This window comes from Cytophagales bacterium (genome assembly GCA_033344775.1).
Taxonomy (GTDB): Bacteria; Bacteroidota; Bacteroidia; order Cytophagales; family Cyclobacteriaceae; genus JAWPMT01.
Genome location: JAWPMT010000005.1, coordinates 2,872,731 through 2,889,482, shown reverse-complemented (window position 1 = coordinate 2,889,482; position 16,752 = coordinate 2,872,731). Strand labels below are relative to the sequence as shown.

The following is a 16,752-nucleotide window of genomic DNA, read 5'->3' as shown; positions in this document are numbered from 1 at the left end:
CCTTAATATGTAGATGCTGCGAAATATGCTAATTTTATCAGCTGACCTCACAACCATTCTATGCATCGATTGTCCTTTTATTTGGGACTGCTCCTCTGTTCCTTTATTGCCCTATCACAGGTGGATGACTCCTTTGATGACGGAGATTTTACTTCCGGGACGGTTTGGAGTGGAGATGACATAGAGTTCCAGGTATCATCCGGCGAATTACAACTGTTCGATGATAAAACCGATGATTCCCATTTGTTCACAGCCTCTACGCTAATTAACAATACGACCTGGGAGTTTTTATTTCGATGGGAAGGCTTTTCTTCGACTGGGCTTTCGGGGAGTAATGAAGTATTCTTCTATCTCGTTGCAGATCAAAATAGTACACCAGAATCCGGGAATATCTCTGGCTACATCGTAAGAATAGGCAATACACAAGATGAAATCAGTTTTTATCGTGAAGACAATGGTAGTCTCACGGAGTTAATTGATGGCGCAGCCGGTGGGACAGAAAATGTCACGGAATCATCAAGTGGGTCTATCAGGGTTCAGGTTACAAGAGATGGTTCGGGGAATTGGATATTAAGTGCAGACGTCTCCGGAGGAACCACTTTTACTCAAATTGGGGCGGTAACAGATGACACTTACATATCCAGCGCTTTCGCGGGTATATTCATAGATTACTCTTCCGGGAATGCCGATGGCTATTTCTTTGATGATATTTCTATTGCTGCAGCTCCTGATACTGACCCTCCAACCATCGTTTCCGGTACGGGGAATTCTACGACAGAAGTGGTCATTGATTTTAGCGAGAACGTAGATCAAACGACCGCTGAAACCACCTCGAATTACATTTTTGACAATGGAGTCTCGGTTTCTAATGCGGAGCGAAGCACGACCGATAATAGCCAGGTGACTTTGACTGTGGCTACCCTTACCAACGGAACCTCTTACTCCGTGACGATTAATAACGTGGAGGATGAAAACAGCAATGTGATTGCAACTGATTCTGAGACTTCTTTCGAATACATAGAATTTGCTACCGCTGGGTTTCGTGATGTGGTGATCAACGAGCTACTGATTGACGAAACACCTTCAAGGGGATTGCCGGAAGCGGAATTCATTGAGTTGTACAATCCCACCAATCAATATTTTAACCTCGAAAACTGGGGAATTTCCGATGACAATAGCCCAAGTGCATCGGAGCAGTTCGGCGCATTTACCTTACGACCAAATAGCTATGTGATCATTTCCGACGATGAGGATGAAGGCTTGTTTACTGATTTTGGGGATGTAATTGTGGTTACTAACCTTGGGGCTCTTACTAACAGCGGCGATGATGTGGTATTGTCAGATGCCAGCGGCACGATCATTGACAACCTGACCTATACGTCGGCTCCTGCGGATGGCACGACCCTGGAACAAGTAAATCCAGAATTGCCGTGTAATGGTCAATTAAATTTTGCTGAATCCGGAGCCACTGACGGTGGAACGCCGGGAGCACAGAACTCCGTTTATGACATCACACCTGATGCTGTTGCGCCAACGGTGAGCAGTGTTACCACGACAGGGACAACTACTATTCGCGCCACCTTCTCGGAGCCCCTGGAATCCAGTTCCGTCACCACTGCTTCATTTGGTTTATCAGGCTTTACCATTGCTTCGGTCGACTTTGCGTCTGATCTGGTGGTGGATGTTACCGTGAATACTGATTTAGTGAGTGAAACCACTTACACCCTTACGTATTCCGGCATAACTGACTGTTCCGGCAATGCGCTTTCAGATGTTTCTACGGCATTCTATTACGACATTACTCCTCCGGTGCTGGATAAACTGGTCCTTGCCACAGACCAATCTGTTTTTCTGGTTTTCAATGAACCTTTGAATGAATCCATTGCCGAGGATGAATCGAATTATATGATGGATCAAAGTATTGGCGAGCCTGAGAGCGCGATCCTTCAGGATTCCGCAGCTAATCGTGTGCTGTTGGCTTTCGAAACAGATTTTGAGGAAGGGACTTCTTATACGCTTACTTATGATAATTTAGCTGATACCTCAAACAATGAACTGGCTGCTACCAATGAAGCATTTACTTTCCAGGATCAGATAGATTCCGTTTATGCCGTCTCATCAAACATCCTGCAAATCACGTTCACCACAACACCTTCTAGTTCCAGCGCCACCAATACCCTTCACTACCTGCTCGAAGATGTCGGAAATCCTTCAAGTGTACTAACAGGTTCAGATGACAAGACATTTCGATTGGTGTTTGCTGCGGCCATGGATGACAACCAGGATTTGCTGCTGTATGTTGAAAATGTATTGACCAGTGATGATGCTGAAACCTTGGCAACGCCTGCTTTTTCATTCCGATACGATACCAATAATCCCTCATTGGAATCTCTCACTGTAGGTTCGGCCACTCAGCTAAAACTGGTTTTTAATGAGGCCCTCGAGACCAATTCCGCAACGAACCTGAACAACTATGAATTGGAAAATGATGAGATGCCCATTACAGCAACACTCGATGAGGCTACAGTTACACTGACTTTTGCGGATGAGTTTGAGCCGGAACAAGAAAAGACCCTGACGTACACCCAAATTGGGGATTTGTATGGCAATGTTTTCACCACCAATCGCAATGTTGATTTCACTTATGATACCCAGGCTCCCTCGGTAGATTCGATTTATCAGGTGAGCGATACTCAGGTGATCATTCGGGCCAGTGAGCAGCTGTCTTTGGCCTCTGTGAGTGCTGCCAATTTTTCAACGGATTTGCAAAGTGCTATTTCGTTTGAATTGAGAGGGCCGGATAGTGTGGATCTGGAATTGACTTTTGCAGCGGCACTGGCGGAAAATGAAGCGCTTGACTTGACCATTGCTGCCTGGCAAGATCAATCTGGAAATTCGTTAAGTGCTGCAATTGAAACGACGGTGAATACACTGACTCCCAGGATTTCAGGAGTTCAATTCACCACAGATTCTACCGTACAAATCACCTACAGCAAATCCATGTCCGCTGCTGCATATGAAGCTTCGAATTATGCTTTGGGAGAATTGACCATCGAAACGGTGACGGACATTGGAACAAATACAGCAGAGATTGAAATCGAAGGTGTGATTTCAGAAACCACTTATGCGCTCAGCTTAAGCAATATCACTAGCGATGCAGGAAATAGCTTACAATTTACGTCCCTGGACCTGACTTTTGAGACTTATTTGACGGCTGTCAATATTCTGAATGCACTGACGATTGATCTGCAATTTGAAACTGAATTCACTGATTTCTTAAGCGCGAATGGTGAGGTCAATGGTGAAAACCCGGATTTAATAAGTATCGATCCCGATGATGCGACAAGGATCCAGCTATTACTTTCGGAAGCTTTGCCAGAGAACAGTGAGGTCAATCTATACTGGACAAATATTTCAGATCGTTTTGGGCGCAGCTTGCCTGATCATACGGAAACCTTCAGCTATGATGTGCAATCGCCTTCACTTTCTCAGGTGGACAGCAAACTGGAAAACATCATTCAGGTGATCTTTGATGAGCCGATTGAATCACAAGCTGCTTCATCGATTATTCAATACTCCATCACAGGTATTGGGAACCCTCAATCCCTGACATTCATCAATGATTCTACGGTCCAATTGACTTTTACAGCGTTGGTTTCGGGAACAGATTATGATTTGACTGTGGAGGATATTGCCGACTTGAATGAGAACTTCACTGCGTCCAATACTTTAAGTTTTACCTATTCGCCTCCGGAGATCATCACCGAAAACCTGGTGGTCATTTCCGAGATCATGGCAGATCCGAGTCCGGTAGTCGGACTGCCAGAGGCGGAGTACATCGAAGTATTAAATACCTCAGATCGCACCCTGGATTTGGCTTCATTGCGACTTTCCAATGACACGGATACACTGAGGTTAGAAGCATACGAATTGGCGAGTGGCGCATCTGTTGCGCTCATAGATGCTGGAGATGCGGACCTATTTGCGGCATATAATGTTCTTGAGGTTAATGGACTTTTCAGTCTGGATAATGCTGGTGAATTACTGGTACTGAGCAACATCAATGATGAATTGGTGGATAGCCTGACCTTTTCATCGGACTGGTACGGCGATGATGCCAAAGATGATGGAGGTTATAGCCTCGAATTGATTGAGGCACTCAGTGATTGTTCCAATGAAAGCAATTGGGCTGCTTCTGATGATACTTCGGGGGGAACACCCGGTGCAGCTAATTCCCTGGTTCCCGAAACCGATCCCCCAACCATAGCTGCTAGTTCGCTAGAAGAACAGACCATCACCCTGACCTTCAGTGAAGAAATGAATGAGTCCACGATTGTATCATCAGCTTTCTCGATTACGAATGGGTTGACCATTGCTACGCTAACTCCTTCAAGCGAATCAGCCACCATTACTTTTTCGGGTGATCTGGATACGGGTCAGACGTTTGACTTGGAGATCAGCGACCTTACCGATTGCAGAGGAAATGCGATGGGCAACACAACGCTAACTTTTACCATTCCTGCAATTCCTCAGTCCGGAGATTTAAGGATCAATGAAATCATGGCTGATCCTAGTCCTGTGGTAGGACTACCTGAGATAGAATACATCGAGCTCTTGAATGTATCTGATTCCATCATCGATTTGCAAGGCTTGATTCTGTCGAAGGAAAGCTCATCTACTACACTTACGTCTTATTTACTCGGCTCGAATGAACAAGTCGCCATCGTCGATGACAGCAACCTGGACCTGATGACGGATTTCAACGCGATTGGTGTGTCAGATTTGATCAGCTTTTCCAATAATGCCGATTCAATTGTGCTAAAAGATGCGGATGATCAAATCATCGACCGGGTTGAATACCAAAGTAGCTGGTACGGCGATGAAGCCAGGGATGATGGTGGCTACAGTTTAGAATTGATTGATCCGGAAAGTAGCTGTACGGATGAAAACAACTGGGCTGCTTCCGATGATACTTCGGGCGGAACACCGGGTACAGCCAATTCCCTGGTTCCCGAAACCGATCCTCCAACTGTATTATCGAGTTTGCTAGCAGAACGGACCATCACCCTGACCTTCAGTGAAGAGATGAACGAGTCCACGATTGTATCATCAGCCTTCTCGATTACCAATGGGTTGACTATTTCCACGGTAACTCCTTCAAGCGAATCAGCGACCATTACTTTTTCCGGTGATCTGGACACGGGTCAGACGTTGGACTTAGAGATCAGTGACCTCACCGATTGTATTGGTAATGCCATTGTAGATACCACCATCACGTTAACCATTCCTGCTATACCCCAACCTGGAGATTTAAGGATCAACGAGATCATGGCTGACCCAAGTCCGTTGGTTGGCCTTCCTGAGATAGAATACATCGAGATCTTGAATGTATCGGATTCGATCATTGACTTGCAGGGCTTGATCTTATCAAAAGAGAGCACATCAACAACATTAACGTCTTATCTGCTGGGTTCAAATGAACAAGTAGCGATTGTCGATGACAGCAATCTGGATTTGATGACCGGCTTCACTGCAATTGGCGTGTCAGACCTGATCAGCTTGTCCAACAATGCCGATTCGATTGTGCTGAAAGATGCGGATGATCAAATCATCGACCGGGTTGAGTATCAAAGCAGCTGGTACGGAGATGAAGACCGGGATGATGGAGGATATAGCCTGGAATTAATTGATCCGGAAAGTAGCTGTACGGATGAAAACAACTGGGCTGCTTCCGATAATACTTCGGGTGGAACACCCGGGGCAGCCAATTCCCTGGTTCCAGAGACAGATCCTCCAACCGTAGCTTCCAATTCGCTAGAAGAACAGACCATCACCCTGACTTTTAGTGAAGAGATGAATGAGTCCACCATTGTATCATCAGCCTTCTCGATTACGAATGGGTTGACCATTGCTACGGTAACCCCTTCAAGCGGATCAGCGACCATTACTTTTTCCGGAGATCTTGATTCAGGACAGACGTTCGACTTAGAGATCAGTGACCTCACCGATTGTATTGGTAATGCCATTGTAGATACCACCATCACGTTAACCATTCCTGCTATACCCCAACCTGGAGATTTAAGGATCAACGAAATCATGGCCGATCCTAGTCCGGTGGTTGGCCTTCCTGAGATAGAATACATCGAGATTTTGAATGTATCTGATTCCATCATCGATCTACAAGGCTTGGTTCTGTCGAAGGAAAGCTCATCAACGACGCTAGGGACCTATCTCTTGGGATCAAATGAACAAGTCGCCATCGTAGATGAAAGCAACCTGGATCTGATGACAGGCTTTACGGTGATTGGTGTGTCAGATTTGATCAGCTTTTCCAATAATGCCGATTCAATAGTGCTAAAAGATGCGGATGATCAAATCATCGACCGGGTTGAGTATCAAAGCAGCTGGTACGGAGATGAAGACCGGGATGATGGAGGATATAGCCTGGAATTAATTGATCCGGAAAGTAGCTGTGCAGATGAAAATAACTGGGCTGCTTCTGATGATACTTCAGGAGGAACTCCTGGTGAAGCCAATTCTCTGGTTCCTGAAACCGATCCCCCAACCGTAGCTTCCAATTCGCTAGAAGAACAGACCATCACCCTGACTTTTAGTGAAGAGATGAATGAGTCCACCATTGTATCATCAGCCTTCTCGATTACGAATGGGTTGACCATTGCTACGGTAACCCCTTCAAGCGGATCAGCGACCATTACTTTTTCCGGAGATCTTGATTCAGGACAGACGTTCGACTTAGAGATCAGTGACCTCACCGATTGTATTGGTAATGCCATTGTAGATACCACCATCACGTTAACCATTCCTGCTATACCCCAACCTGGAGATTTAAGGATCAACGAAATCATGGCCGATCCTAGTCCGGTGGTTGGCCTTCCTGAGATAGAATACATCGAGATTTTGAATGTATCTGATTCCATCATCGATCTACAAGGCTTGGTTCTGTCGAAGGAAAGCTCATCAACGACGCTAGGGACCTATCTCTTGGGATCAAATGAACAAGTCGCCATCGTAGATGAAAGCAACCTGGATCTGATGACAGGCTTTACGGTGATTGGTGTGTCAGATTTGATCAGCTTTTCCAATAATGCCGATTCAATAGTGCTAAAAGATGCGGATGATCAAATCATCGACCGGGTTGAGTATCAAAGCAGCTGGTACGGAGATGAAGACCGGGATGATGGAGGATATAGCCTGGAATTAATTGATCCGGAAAGTAGCTGTGCAGAGGAAAATAACTGGGCTGCTTCTGATGATACTTCAGGAGGAACTCCTGGTGAAGCCAATTCTCTGGTTCCTGAAACCGATCCCCCAACCATAGCTGCTAGTTCGCTAGAAGAACAGACCATCACCCTGACTTTTAGTGAAGAGATGAATGAGTCTACGATTGTATCATCAGCCTTCTCGATTACGAATGGGTTAGCTATTGCCACTGTAACTCCTTCAAGTGAATCAGCGACTATTACTTTTACCGGAGACCTGGATACGGGTCAGACGTTCGACTTGGAGATCAGTGGCCTTACCGATTGTATTGGCAATGCCATTGTAGATACCACCATTACGCTAACCATACCTGCAATTCCCCAGCCTGGAGATTTAAGAATTAATGAGATCATGGCCGATCCAAGTCCAGTGGTTGGCCTTCCTGAAATAGAATACATCGAGATTTTGAATGTATCTGATTCCATCATCGATCTACAAGGCTTGGTTCTGTCGAAGGAAAGCTCATCAACGACGCTAGGGACCTATCTCTTGGGATCAAATGAACAAGTCGCCATCGTAGATGAAAATAACCTGGATTTGATGACGGACTTCACCGCAATCGGTGTGTCGGATTTGATCAGCTTTTCTAACAACGCTGATTCGATTGTCCTGAAAGATGCGGACGATCAAATCATCGATCGGGTTGAATATCAAAGCAGCTGGTATGGTGATGAGGCCAAAGATGATGGAGGCTACAGTTTAGAATTAATTGATCCGGAAAGTAGCTGTACCGATGAAAACAACTGGGCTGCTTCTGAAGATACTTCGGGCGGAACACCTGGTTCAGCCAATTCTCTTGTTCCCGAAACCGATCCTCCAACCGTAGCTTCCAGTTCGCTAGCAGAACAGACCATCACCCTGACCTTCAGTGAAGAGATGAATGAGTCGACGATGGTATCATCAGCCTTCTCGATTACGAATGGGTTGACCATTGCTACGGTAACTCCTGCAAGTGAATCGGTGACCATTACTTTTTCGGGGGATCTGGATACGGGTCAGACCTTTGACTTGGAGATCAGTGGCCTTACTGATTGTAGAGGAAATGCGATGGCGGATGTTTCCCTGACTTTTACCATTCCTGCAATTCCTCAGCCTGGAGATTTAAGGATCAACGAAATCATGGCCGACCCGAGTCCGGTGGTTGGCCTTCCTGAAATAGAATACATCGAGCTGTTGAATATATCTGATTCTATCATCGATTTGCAAGGCTTGATCCTGTCGAAGGAAAGCTCATCAACAACGATAGGAACCTATCTCTTGGGCTCAAATGAACAAGTAGCGATCGTCGATGAAAATAACCTGGATTTGATGACGGGCTTCACCACAATTGGTGTGTCGGATTTGATCAGCTTTTCTAACAACGCTGATTCGATTGTCCTGAAAGATGCGGACGATCAAATCATCGATCGGGTTGAATATCAAAGCAGCTGGTATGGTGATGAGACCAGGGATGATGGAGGCTATAGTTTAGAATTAATTGATCCGGAAAGTAGCTGTACCGATGAAAACAACTGGGCTGCTTCTGAAGATACTTCTGGTGGAACACCTGGTTCAGCCAATTCTCTTGTTCCCGAAACCGATCCTCCAACCGTAGCTTCCCGTTCATTGGAAGATGAGACCATCACCCTGACCTTCAGTGAAGAGATGAATGAGTCGACGATTGTGTCCGGTGCTTTTACCATTTCCAATGGGTTGACCATTGCTACGGTAACCCCTGCAAGTGAATCAGCGACCATTACTTTTTCCGGAGAACTTGACATGGGTCAGATGTTTGACTTGGAGATCAGTGGCCTTACTGATTGTAGAGGAAATGCAATGGCTGACACAATGCTAACTTTTACCATTCCTGCAATTCCTCAGCCTGGAGATTTAAGGATCAACGAAATCATGGCCGACCCGAGTCCGGTGGTTGGCCTTCCTGAAATAGAATACATCGAGCTCTTGAATGTATCTGATTCTATCATCGATTTGCAAGGCTTGATCCTGTCGAAGGAAAGCTCATCAACAACGATAGGAACGTATCTCTTGGGCTCGAACGAACAAGTAGTGATCGTCGATGAAAGCAATCTGGATTTGATGACGGGCTTCACCGCAATTGGTGTGTCGGAATTGATCAGCTTTTCTAACAACGCTGATTCGATTGTCCTGAAAGATGCGGACGACCAAGTCATCGACCGTGTTGAATATCAAAGCAGCTGGTATGGTGATGAGACCAGGGATGATGGTGGCTACAGTTTAGAATTAATTGATCCGGAAAGTAGCTGTACCGATGAGAACAACTGGGCTGCTTCTGAAGATACTTCTGGTGGAACACCTGGTTCAGCCAATTCTCTTGTTCCCGAAACCGATCCTCCAACCGTAGCTTCCAGTTCATTGGAAGATGAGACCATCACCCTGACCTTCAGTGAAGAGATGAATGAGTCGACGATTGTGTCCGGTGCTTTTACCATTTCCAATGGGTTGGCTATTGCCATGGTAACCCCTTTAGGTGAATCAGCGACCATTACTTTTTCCGGGGATCTGGATACGGGTCAGATGTTTGACTTGGAGATCAGTGGCCTTACTGATTGTAGAGGAAATGCGATGGCGGATGTTTCCCTGACTTTTACCATTCCTGCAATTCCTCAGCCTGGAGATTTAAGGATCAACGAAATCATGGCCGACCCGAGTCCGGTGGTTGGCCTTCCTGAAATAGAATACATCGAGCTGTTGAATATATCTGATTCTATCATCGATTTGCAAGGCTTGATCCTGTCGAAGGAAAGCTCATCAACAACGATAGGAACCTATCTCTTGGGCTCAAATGAACAAGTAGCGATCGTCGATGAAAATAACCTGGATTTGATGACGGGCTTCACCACAATTGGTGTGTCGGATTTGATCAGCTTTTCTAACAACGCTGATTCGATTGTCCTGAAAGATGCGGACGATCAAATCATCGATCGGGTTGAATATCAAAGCAGCTGGTATGGTGATGAGACCAGGGATGATGGAGGCTATAGTTTAGAATTAATTGATCCGGAAAGTAGCTGTACCGATGAAAACAACTGGGCTGCTTCTGAAGATACTTCTGGTGGAACACCTGGTTTAGCCAATTCTCTTGTTCCCGAAACCGATCCTCCAACCGTAGCTTCCAGTTCATTGGAAGATGAGACCATCACCCTGACCTTCAGTGAAGAGATGAATGAGTCGACGATGGTATCATCAGCCTTCTCGATTACGAATGGGTTGACCATTGCTACGGTAACTCCTGCAAGTGAATCGGTGACCATTACTTTTTCCGGAGAACTTGACATGGGTCAGATGTTTGACTTGGAGATCAGTGGCCTTACTGATTGTAGAGGAAATGCAATGGCTGACACAATGCTAACTTTTACCATTCCTGCAATTCCTCAGCCTGGAGATTTAAGGATCAACGAAATCATGGCCGACCCGAGTCCGGTGGTTGGCCTTCCTGAAATAGAATACATCGAGCTGTTGAATGTATCTGATTCTATCATCGATTTGCAAGGCTTGATCCTGTCGAAGGAAAGCTCATCAACAACGATAGGAACCTATCTCTTGGGCTCGAATGAACAAGTAGTGATCGTCGATGAAAGCAATCTGGATTTGATGACGGGCTTCACCGCAATTGGTGTGTCGGAATTGATCAGCTTTTCTAACAACGCTGATTCGATTGTCCTGAAAGATGCGGACGATCAAATCATCGACCGTGTTGAATATCAAAGCAGCTGGTATGGTGATGAGACCAGGGATGATGGAGGCTACAGTTTAGAATTAATTGATCCGGAAAGTAGCTGTACCGATGAGAACAACTGGGCTGCTTCTGAAGATACTTCTGGTGGAACACCTGGTTCAGCCAATTCTCTTGTTCCCGAAACCGATCCTCCAACCGTAGCTTCCCGTTCATTGGAAGATGAGACCATCACCCTGACCTTCAGTGAAGAGATGAATGAGTCGACGATTGTGTCCGGTGCTTTTACCATTTCCAATGGGTTGACCATTGCTACGGTAACCCCTGCAAGTGAATCGGTGACCATTACTTTTTCGGGAGATCTTGACATGGGTCAGACCTTTGACTTGGAGATCAGTGGCCTTACTGATTGTAGAGGAAATGCGATGGCGGATGTTTCCTTGTCCTTTACCATTCCTGCAATTCCTCAGCCTGGAGATTTAAGGATCAACGAAATCATGGCCGACCCGAGTCCGGTGGTTGGCCTTCCTGAAATAGAATACATCGAGCTGTTGAATGTATCTGATTCTATCATCGATTTGCAAGGCTTGATCCTGTCGAAGGAAAGCTCATCAACAACGATAGGAACCTATCTCTTGGGCTCAAATGAACAAGTAGCGATCGTCGATGAAAATAACCTGGATTTGATGACGGGCTTCACCACAATTGGTGTGTCGGATTTGATCAGCTTTTCTAACAACGCTGATTCGATTGTCCTGAAAGATGCGGACGATCAAATCATCGATCGGGTTGAATATCAAAGCAGCTGGTATGGTGATGAGACCAGGGATGATGGTGGCTACAGTTTAGAATTAATTGATCCGGAAAGTAGCTGTACCGATGAAAACAACTGGGCTGCTTCTGAAGATACTTCTGGTGGAACACCTGGTTTAGCCAATTCTCTTGTTCCCGAAACCGATCCTCCAACCGTAGCTTCCAGTTCATTGGAAGATGAGACCATCACCCTGACCTTCAGTGAAGAGATGAATGAGTCGACGATGGTATCATCAGCCTTCTCGATTACGAATGGGTTGACCATTGCTACGGTAACTCCTGCAAGTGAATCGGTGACCATTACTTTTTCCGGAGAACTTGACATGGGTCAGATGTTTGACTTGGAGATCAGTGGCCTTACTGATTGTAGAGGAAATGCAATGGTAGACATAACCTTGACTTTCACAATCGCTGCAGCTCCGCAACCGGGGGACCTGATCATCAATGAGATCATGGCTGATCCAAGTCCAGCCGTAGGTTTACCCGAAGTAGAATACATTGAACTCTTCAATGCCTCGGATTCCATTGTAGACTTGCAAGGCCTGATCCTGTCTAAAGCGAATGCCACATCCACACTTGAAACTTATTTTCTGAAGTCAAATGAATATGTAGCCATCGTCGATGAAAGTGACCTGGATTTGATGTCTGGATTTAACGTAGTAGGCGTTAGCGATCTGATCAGCTTTACTAATGATGAAGATTCTGTTGTATTAAGAACTTCGGGGAACCTGGTCATTGATCAAATTCATTATGAAGATAGCTGGTACGGCGATCCGGATCGCGATGGTGGCGGTTACAGCCTGGAGCTGATTGATCGGAATAGTGCCTGCTCACCAGCTAATAGCTGGGGGGCCTCTACCTCGGAGATTGGAGGAACTCCAGGTATGGCCAATAATATCACCGTCGAAACAGAAAAGCCGACCATCGTCGAAAGCATTTTTTCTTCAGGTCAATTGACGATAACCTTTTCGGAGGAGATGTTAGCTGCATCAGTATTAGATTTTGCCGCTGGTCAAGCGGCAATCATTGAGGCATCAAGTTATGATGAAACATTAAAAGAGTTACAGTTGACTTTTAATGAGGAGACTTCTGCATTACAGCAAATTGACTTTGCTGTCTCCAACATTGCGGATTGCTCTGGCAACGTCATGAATGATACGACCTTTGTGTTTCTACAGGCGATTGCACCTACTTTCAATGACATCATCATTACCGAGATCATGTCTGATCCTGATCCTGAAGTGGGCTTACCTAATCGTGAGTATTTGGAGATTTTCAACCGTTCTGAAGGTATTCTGGATTTGAACGAAATGTTGATTCAGGATGGCTCTGGGTTTTCTGCTCCTATCGGTGGCGCGATCCTTCCTGGAGAATATCAGGTATTGGTGAGTACTTCAGGAATAGCTGATTTCAGTGGAGTAAATGTGAATGGCGTAGGTAGCTTCCCTGGTTTGAGTAACAGTGGCGAGCAATTGTCCTTGATTTACCGGGGAGAACTCATCTTTCAAATAGATTATCTGGCTGATTGGCATGATACCGATAAAAGCGACGGGGGTTATTCCCTGGAAATGCGTGACACCAACAATCCATGCGGCATTTCCAATAATTGGGGCAGTAGCATAGCTGAGGCTGGGGGAACGCCGGGATTGACCAATTCTATCCGAGAAGATATTCCCGACAATTTTGGACCTAATCTGATCAATGCCATAGCCATCAATGCGGACTCTATACTGGTTGAATTTGACGAAGCGCTGATTCCCACACTGAAACCTGTCATTGAGATTTCCGGAGGAATTGAAGTAGGAAATACCACCATTGTTGAAGGTGATCTTACATCCGTCACCCTCTCCTTGAATCAACCATTGGAAAGGGGGGTGGTATATACGGTGACCGCAGTATTGGTGCAGGATTGTCTTGGGAACGCAGTGCGGGCCAATACCGCTGAGTTAGTCTTACCTTTTGAGGCTGAGTTTTCCCAGATCTTATTGAGTGAAATCTTATTTAACCCACTGGATGATGGTGTTGATTTTGTAGAAGTGTACAATACGACCGATCAATTTATTTCTTTGAAAGGTTGGTCTCTTGGTAATGCTACACAGGATCGTATCATCACCGATGATGACTTGATCATTTCACCGCAATCTTATCTGGCATTTACCGAAGATGTAGCTCGTTTGCAGTTGGATTTCCCTGATGCACCTACGGAAAACTTGATTGAAATTGACGATCTACCGACCTATGCCAATGACTTTGGCGATGTTTATCTCATCGATGCGTTGGGCAATGATCAGGATTCACTTTTCTATGATGCAGACTTTCATAGTGATCTGCTGCGATCTGTAGATGGTGTTACGCTTGAGCGCATTTCTTTTGATGCTCCGAATGGTGCTGATAATTGGAATTCAGCAGCCAGTACAGTGAATTTTGGTACACCTGGAGCGGCTAATAGCCAATCATTGGACTTGTCAGCGTTCAATGATCCGGTTGAAGCGGAACCTCGCGTATTTGTGCCTGGAAGTGGAACAAATTCCTTTACGACAATCAATTACGAATTCGAAAACGCGGGCAATTTCGCCAACATCACACTCTTTGATCAGAATGGCCGTTTTGTGAAAGAGCTGGCTAGGGGCGTCTCCCTGGCGGCAGATGGGTTTATCCGTTGGGATGGTACCGGTGTTGATGGTGGTGTGGTTAGGGTAGGTTATTATGTAGTTGTTTTCGAAGTATTCAATAGCAATGGCCAGTCGGAAATTATCAAAGAAACCGTCGTGGTAGGCAGGGATTTTTGACCTTGATCGTACCTTGTTTACTGATCTATAAACTTTGTATTTCGAATCAACTAGCTAAATAGCTTTCGAATCGTTACTTTTGCACCACTTTTTGAACCATAGAACTGTACTCGTCATGGCTGAAAAAAACAAATATTCTCCTGAAGAACTCTCTGAATTCGAATTTTTGATTAATCAAAAGCTGGATAAAGCAAGGAATGAATTGTCAGTTCTGAGGCGGTCTCTGACCAGAAGTAGTGATGAAGGCACGGATTTTACCCATGGAAATGTAAAAACCCTGGAAGACGGTGCAGATACAGCTGAAAAAGAGCAACTCAGTCAGTTGGCCGCTCGTCAGCAGAAATTCATCAATAACCTGGAAAATGCCTTGATAAGAATCAAAAACGGTACTTACGGCATTTGTGTGGATACGGGAAAACTGATCAGCAAAGAGCGATTGAAGGCGGTACCACACACCATGCATTCCATAGAGGCCAAACTCAATAAGAAGAAGTAAGGTCATTCAATGGATTTTCTCTCACATCATGTGGAGGCATTGGTTTTCTGCTCTCCAAAACCTATTACAGAAAAAGAAATTACGGCCTGTTTGAAAGAAATGTTTGATGCGGATATTCCGGTCAAAGACATTTTGGAGGCCATTGAGTCCCTGACCCAGAAATACGAAAAAGATGAATTTTCTTTCTCATTGGTGAAAAGTGGAGGCGGATATCAGTTTCTGACGAAACCCGCTTATCAGGCAAGTATCGGGATTCTACTAAAACAGCAATCCAAAAAACGACTTTCCAATTCATCGCTGGAAACGTTAGCCATTATTGCTTACAAACAACCCATGACTAAGGGTGAAATGGAGCAAATACGTGGGGTGAATTGCGATTATGCCGTTCAAAAGTTGTTGGAAAAGGAATTGGTTGAGATCAAAGGAAAGTCCGAAGCCATTGGTCGACCATTGCTGTATGGTACCAGCAAAAAGTTCATGGATTACTTCGGGATCAACGATCTGAAAGAGCTGCCTACTCCGAAGGATTTCAAAATGGAGGAGAATAGCATTGGAGAGGAAACCGAATAGAGGCGGGAAAAGACCCGATAGATCCAACGATAACCGCACCAATAGACCTAAATCAGGTCCGGGAAATCGCTCGAAAGGACCCGAGGATGGTCGTCCTAACCGATCAAAACCCGGTTCGGGAAATCGATACAATAAAACGGAAGACTCCCGGCCTGCACGTGGAGAAAGAAAAACCGGTGGTTTTAAACGTCGGTCAAGACCGGATGATGAGTACAACAAATCAAGTCGTCCAAGGCCCACACCAAGACCCGGAGGAGCAAGGTCAAAGTCAGCTGACCCTAAGCCAAAAACTGATAATGCACCGATCCGACTCAATCGCTACATCGCTAACGCAGGCATTTGTTCTCGGCGTGATGCAGATGAACTGATCCAATCAGGACTGATTAAAGTCAATGGGGAAGTGGTTCGGGAAATGGGATTGAAAGTTGGTCCCAAGGATCGGGTAGTGTACAAAGGCAAGACACTTCGTCCTGAGAAAACACAGTACGTATTGCTGAACAAACCGAAAGATTTCATCACGACCATGGAAGACACCCATGACCGAAAAACGGTGATGAATTTGGTGGACAATGCTTGTGAAGAACGAATTTATCCAGTAGGTCGGTTAGACAGACATACCACTGGCTTGCTGCTGTTTACTAATGACGGGGAACTGGCCCGAAGATTGACCCACCCAAGTCAGCGTATCCGAAAAATCTATCAGGTAGAATTGGACCAACCGATCACTGCGGAAGATTTTGACAAAGTTGTAGCAGGGGTAGAGCTTGATGACGGGATTGCTCCTGTAGATGAACTGGCAATTGTGGGCGATGACGCCCAAATCCTGGGGATAGAGATCCATGTCGGAAGAAATCGCATTGTCCGGAGGATCTTTGAGAAGTTAGGATACCGGGTACAAAGGCTGGACCGGGTCATGTTTGGCAACCTAACCAAAAAAGATCTACCACGCGGTAACTGGCGTCATTTGAGTGCCAAAGAAATCATGGCGCTTAAAGGAGCAAGAGGCAAGAAATTTTTGGAAGAAGACAAGGCAAACACCAATCCAAAAAGTAGGAAATCATCTGCAAGTCGAGGACGAAAACCAGGAAGAAATAAGCGCTAGTCGATAA

Annotated in this window: 4 protein-coding genes; all 4 read left to right on the top strand. The window is 45.4% G+C overall.

Features of this window, described 5'->3' with window-relative positions; all coding sequences use genetic code 11:
- The first annotated feature begins 60 nt into the window (after window positions 1-60).
- On the top strand, window positions 61-14,577 hold the full coding sequence (locus R8G66_29690) for a lamin tail domain-containing protein (GenBank protein MDW3196586.1): 14,517 nt from the start codon (window positions 61-63) through the stop codon (window positions 14,575-14,577).
- Between the two features lie 115 nt (window positions 14,578-14,692).
- Window positions 14,693-15,073: a TraR/DksA C4-type zinc finger protein gene (locus tag R8G66_29685; GenBank protein ID MDW3196585.1), complete on the top strand. Its 381-nt coding sequence runs from the start codon at window positions 14,693-14,695 to the stop codon at window positions 15,071-15,073.
- A 9-nt stretch (window positions 15,074-15,082) separates the two neighbouring features.
- On the top strand, window positions 15,083-15,643 hold the full coding sequence (scpB, locus tag R8G66_29680) for an SMC-Scp complex subunit ScpB (protein MDW3196584.1): 561 nt from the start codon (window positions 15,083-15,085) through the stop codon (window positions 15,641-15,643).
- The gene (locus tag R8G66_29675) at window positions 15,624-16,745 is read left to right on the top strand and encodes a pseudouridine synthase (GenBank protein ID MDW3196583.1); all 1,122 of its coding nucleotides are present in this window, start codon (window positions 15,624-15,626) and stop codon (window positions 16,743-16,745) included. Before scpB ends, R8G66_29675 begins: the two co-directional genes overlap by 20 nt.
- The last annotated feature ends 7 nt before the right edge of the window (window positions 16,746-16,752 follow it).

Excerpts from the sequence above, each read along its gene's own strand:
- R8G66_29690 (MDW3196586.1), top strand. The coding sequence starts at position 61 with ATGCATCGATTGTCCTTTTATTTGGGACTGCTCCTCTGTTCCTTTATT.
- R8G66_29685 (MDW3196585.1), top strand. The coding sequence starts at position 14,693 with ATGGCTGAAAAAAACAAATATTCTCCTGAAGAACTCTCTGAATTCGAA.
- scpB (MDW3196584.1), top strand. The coding sequence starts at position 15,083 with ATGGATTTTCTCTCACATCATGTGGAGGCATTGGTTTTCTGCTCTCCA.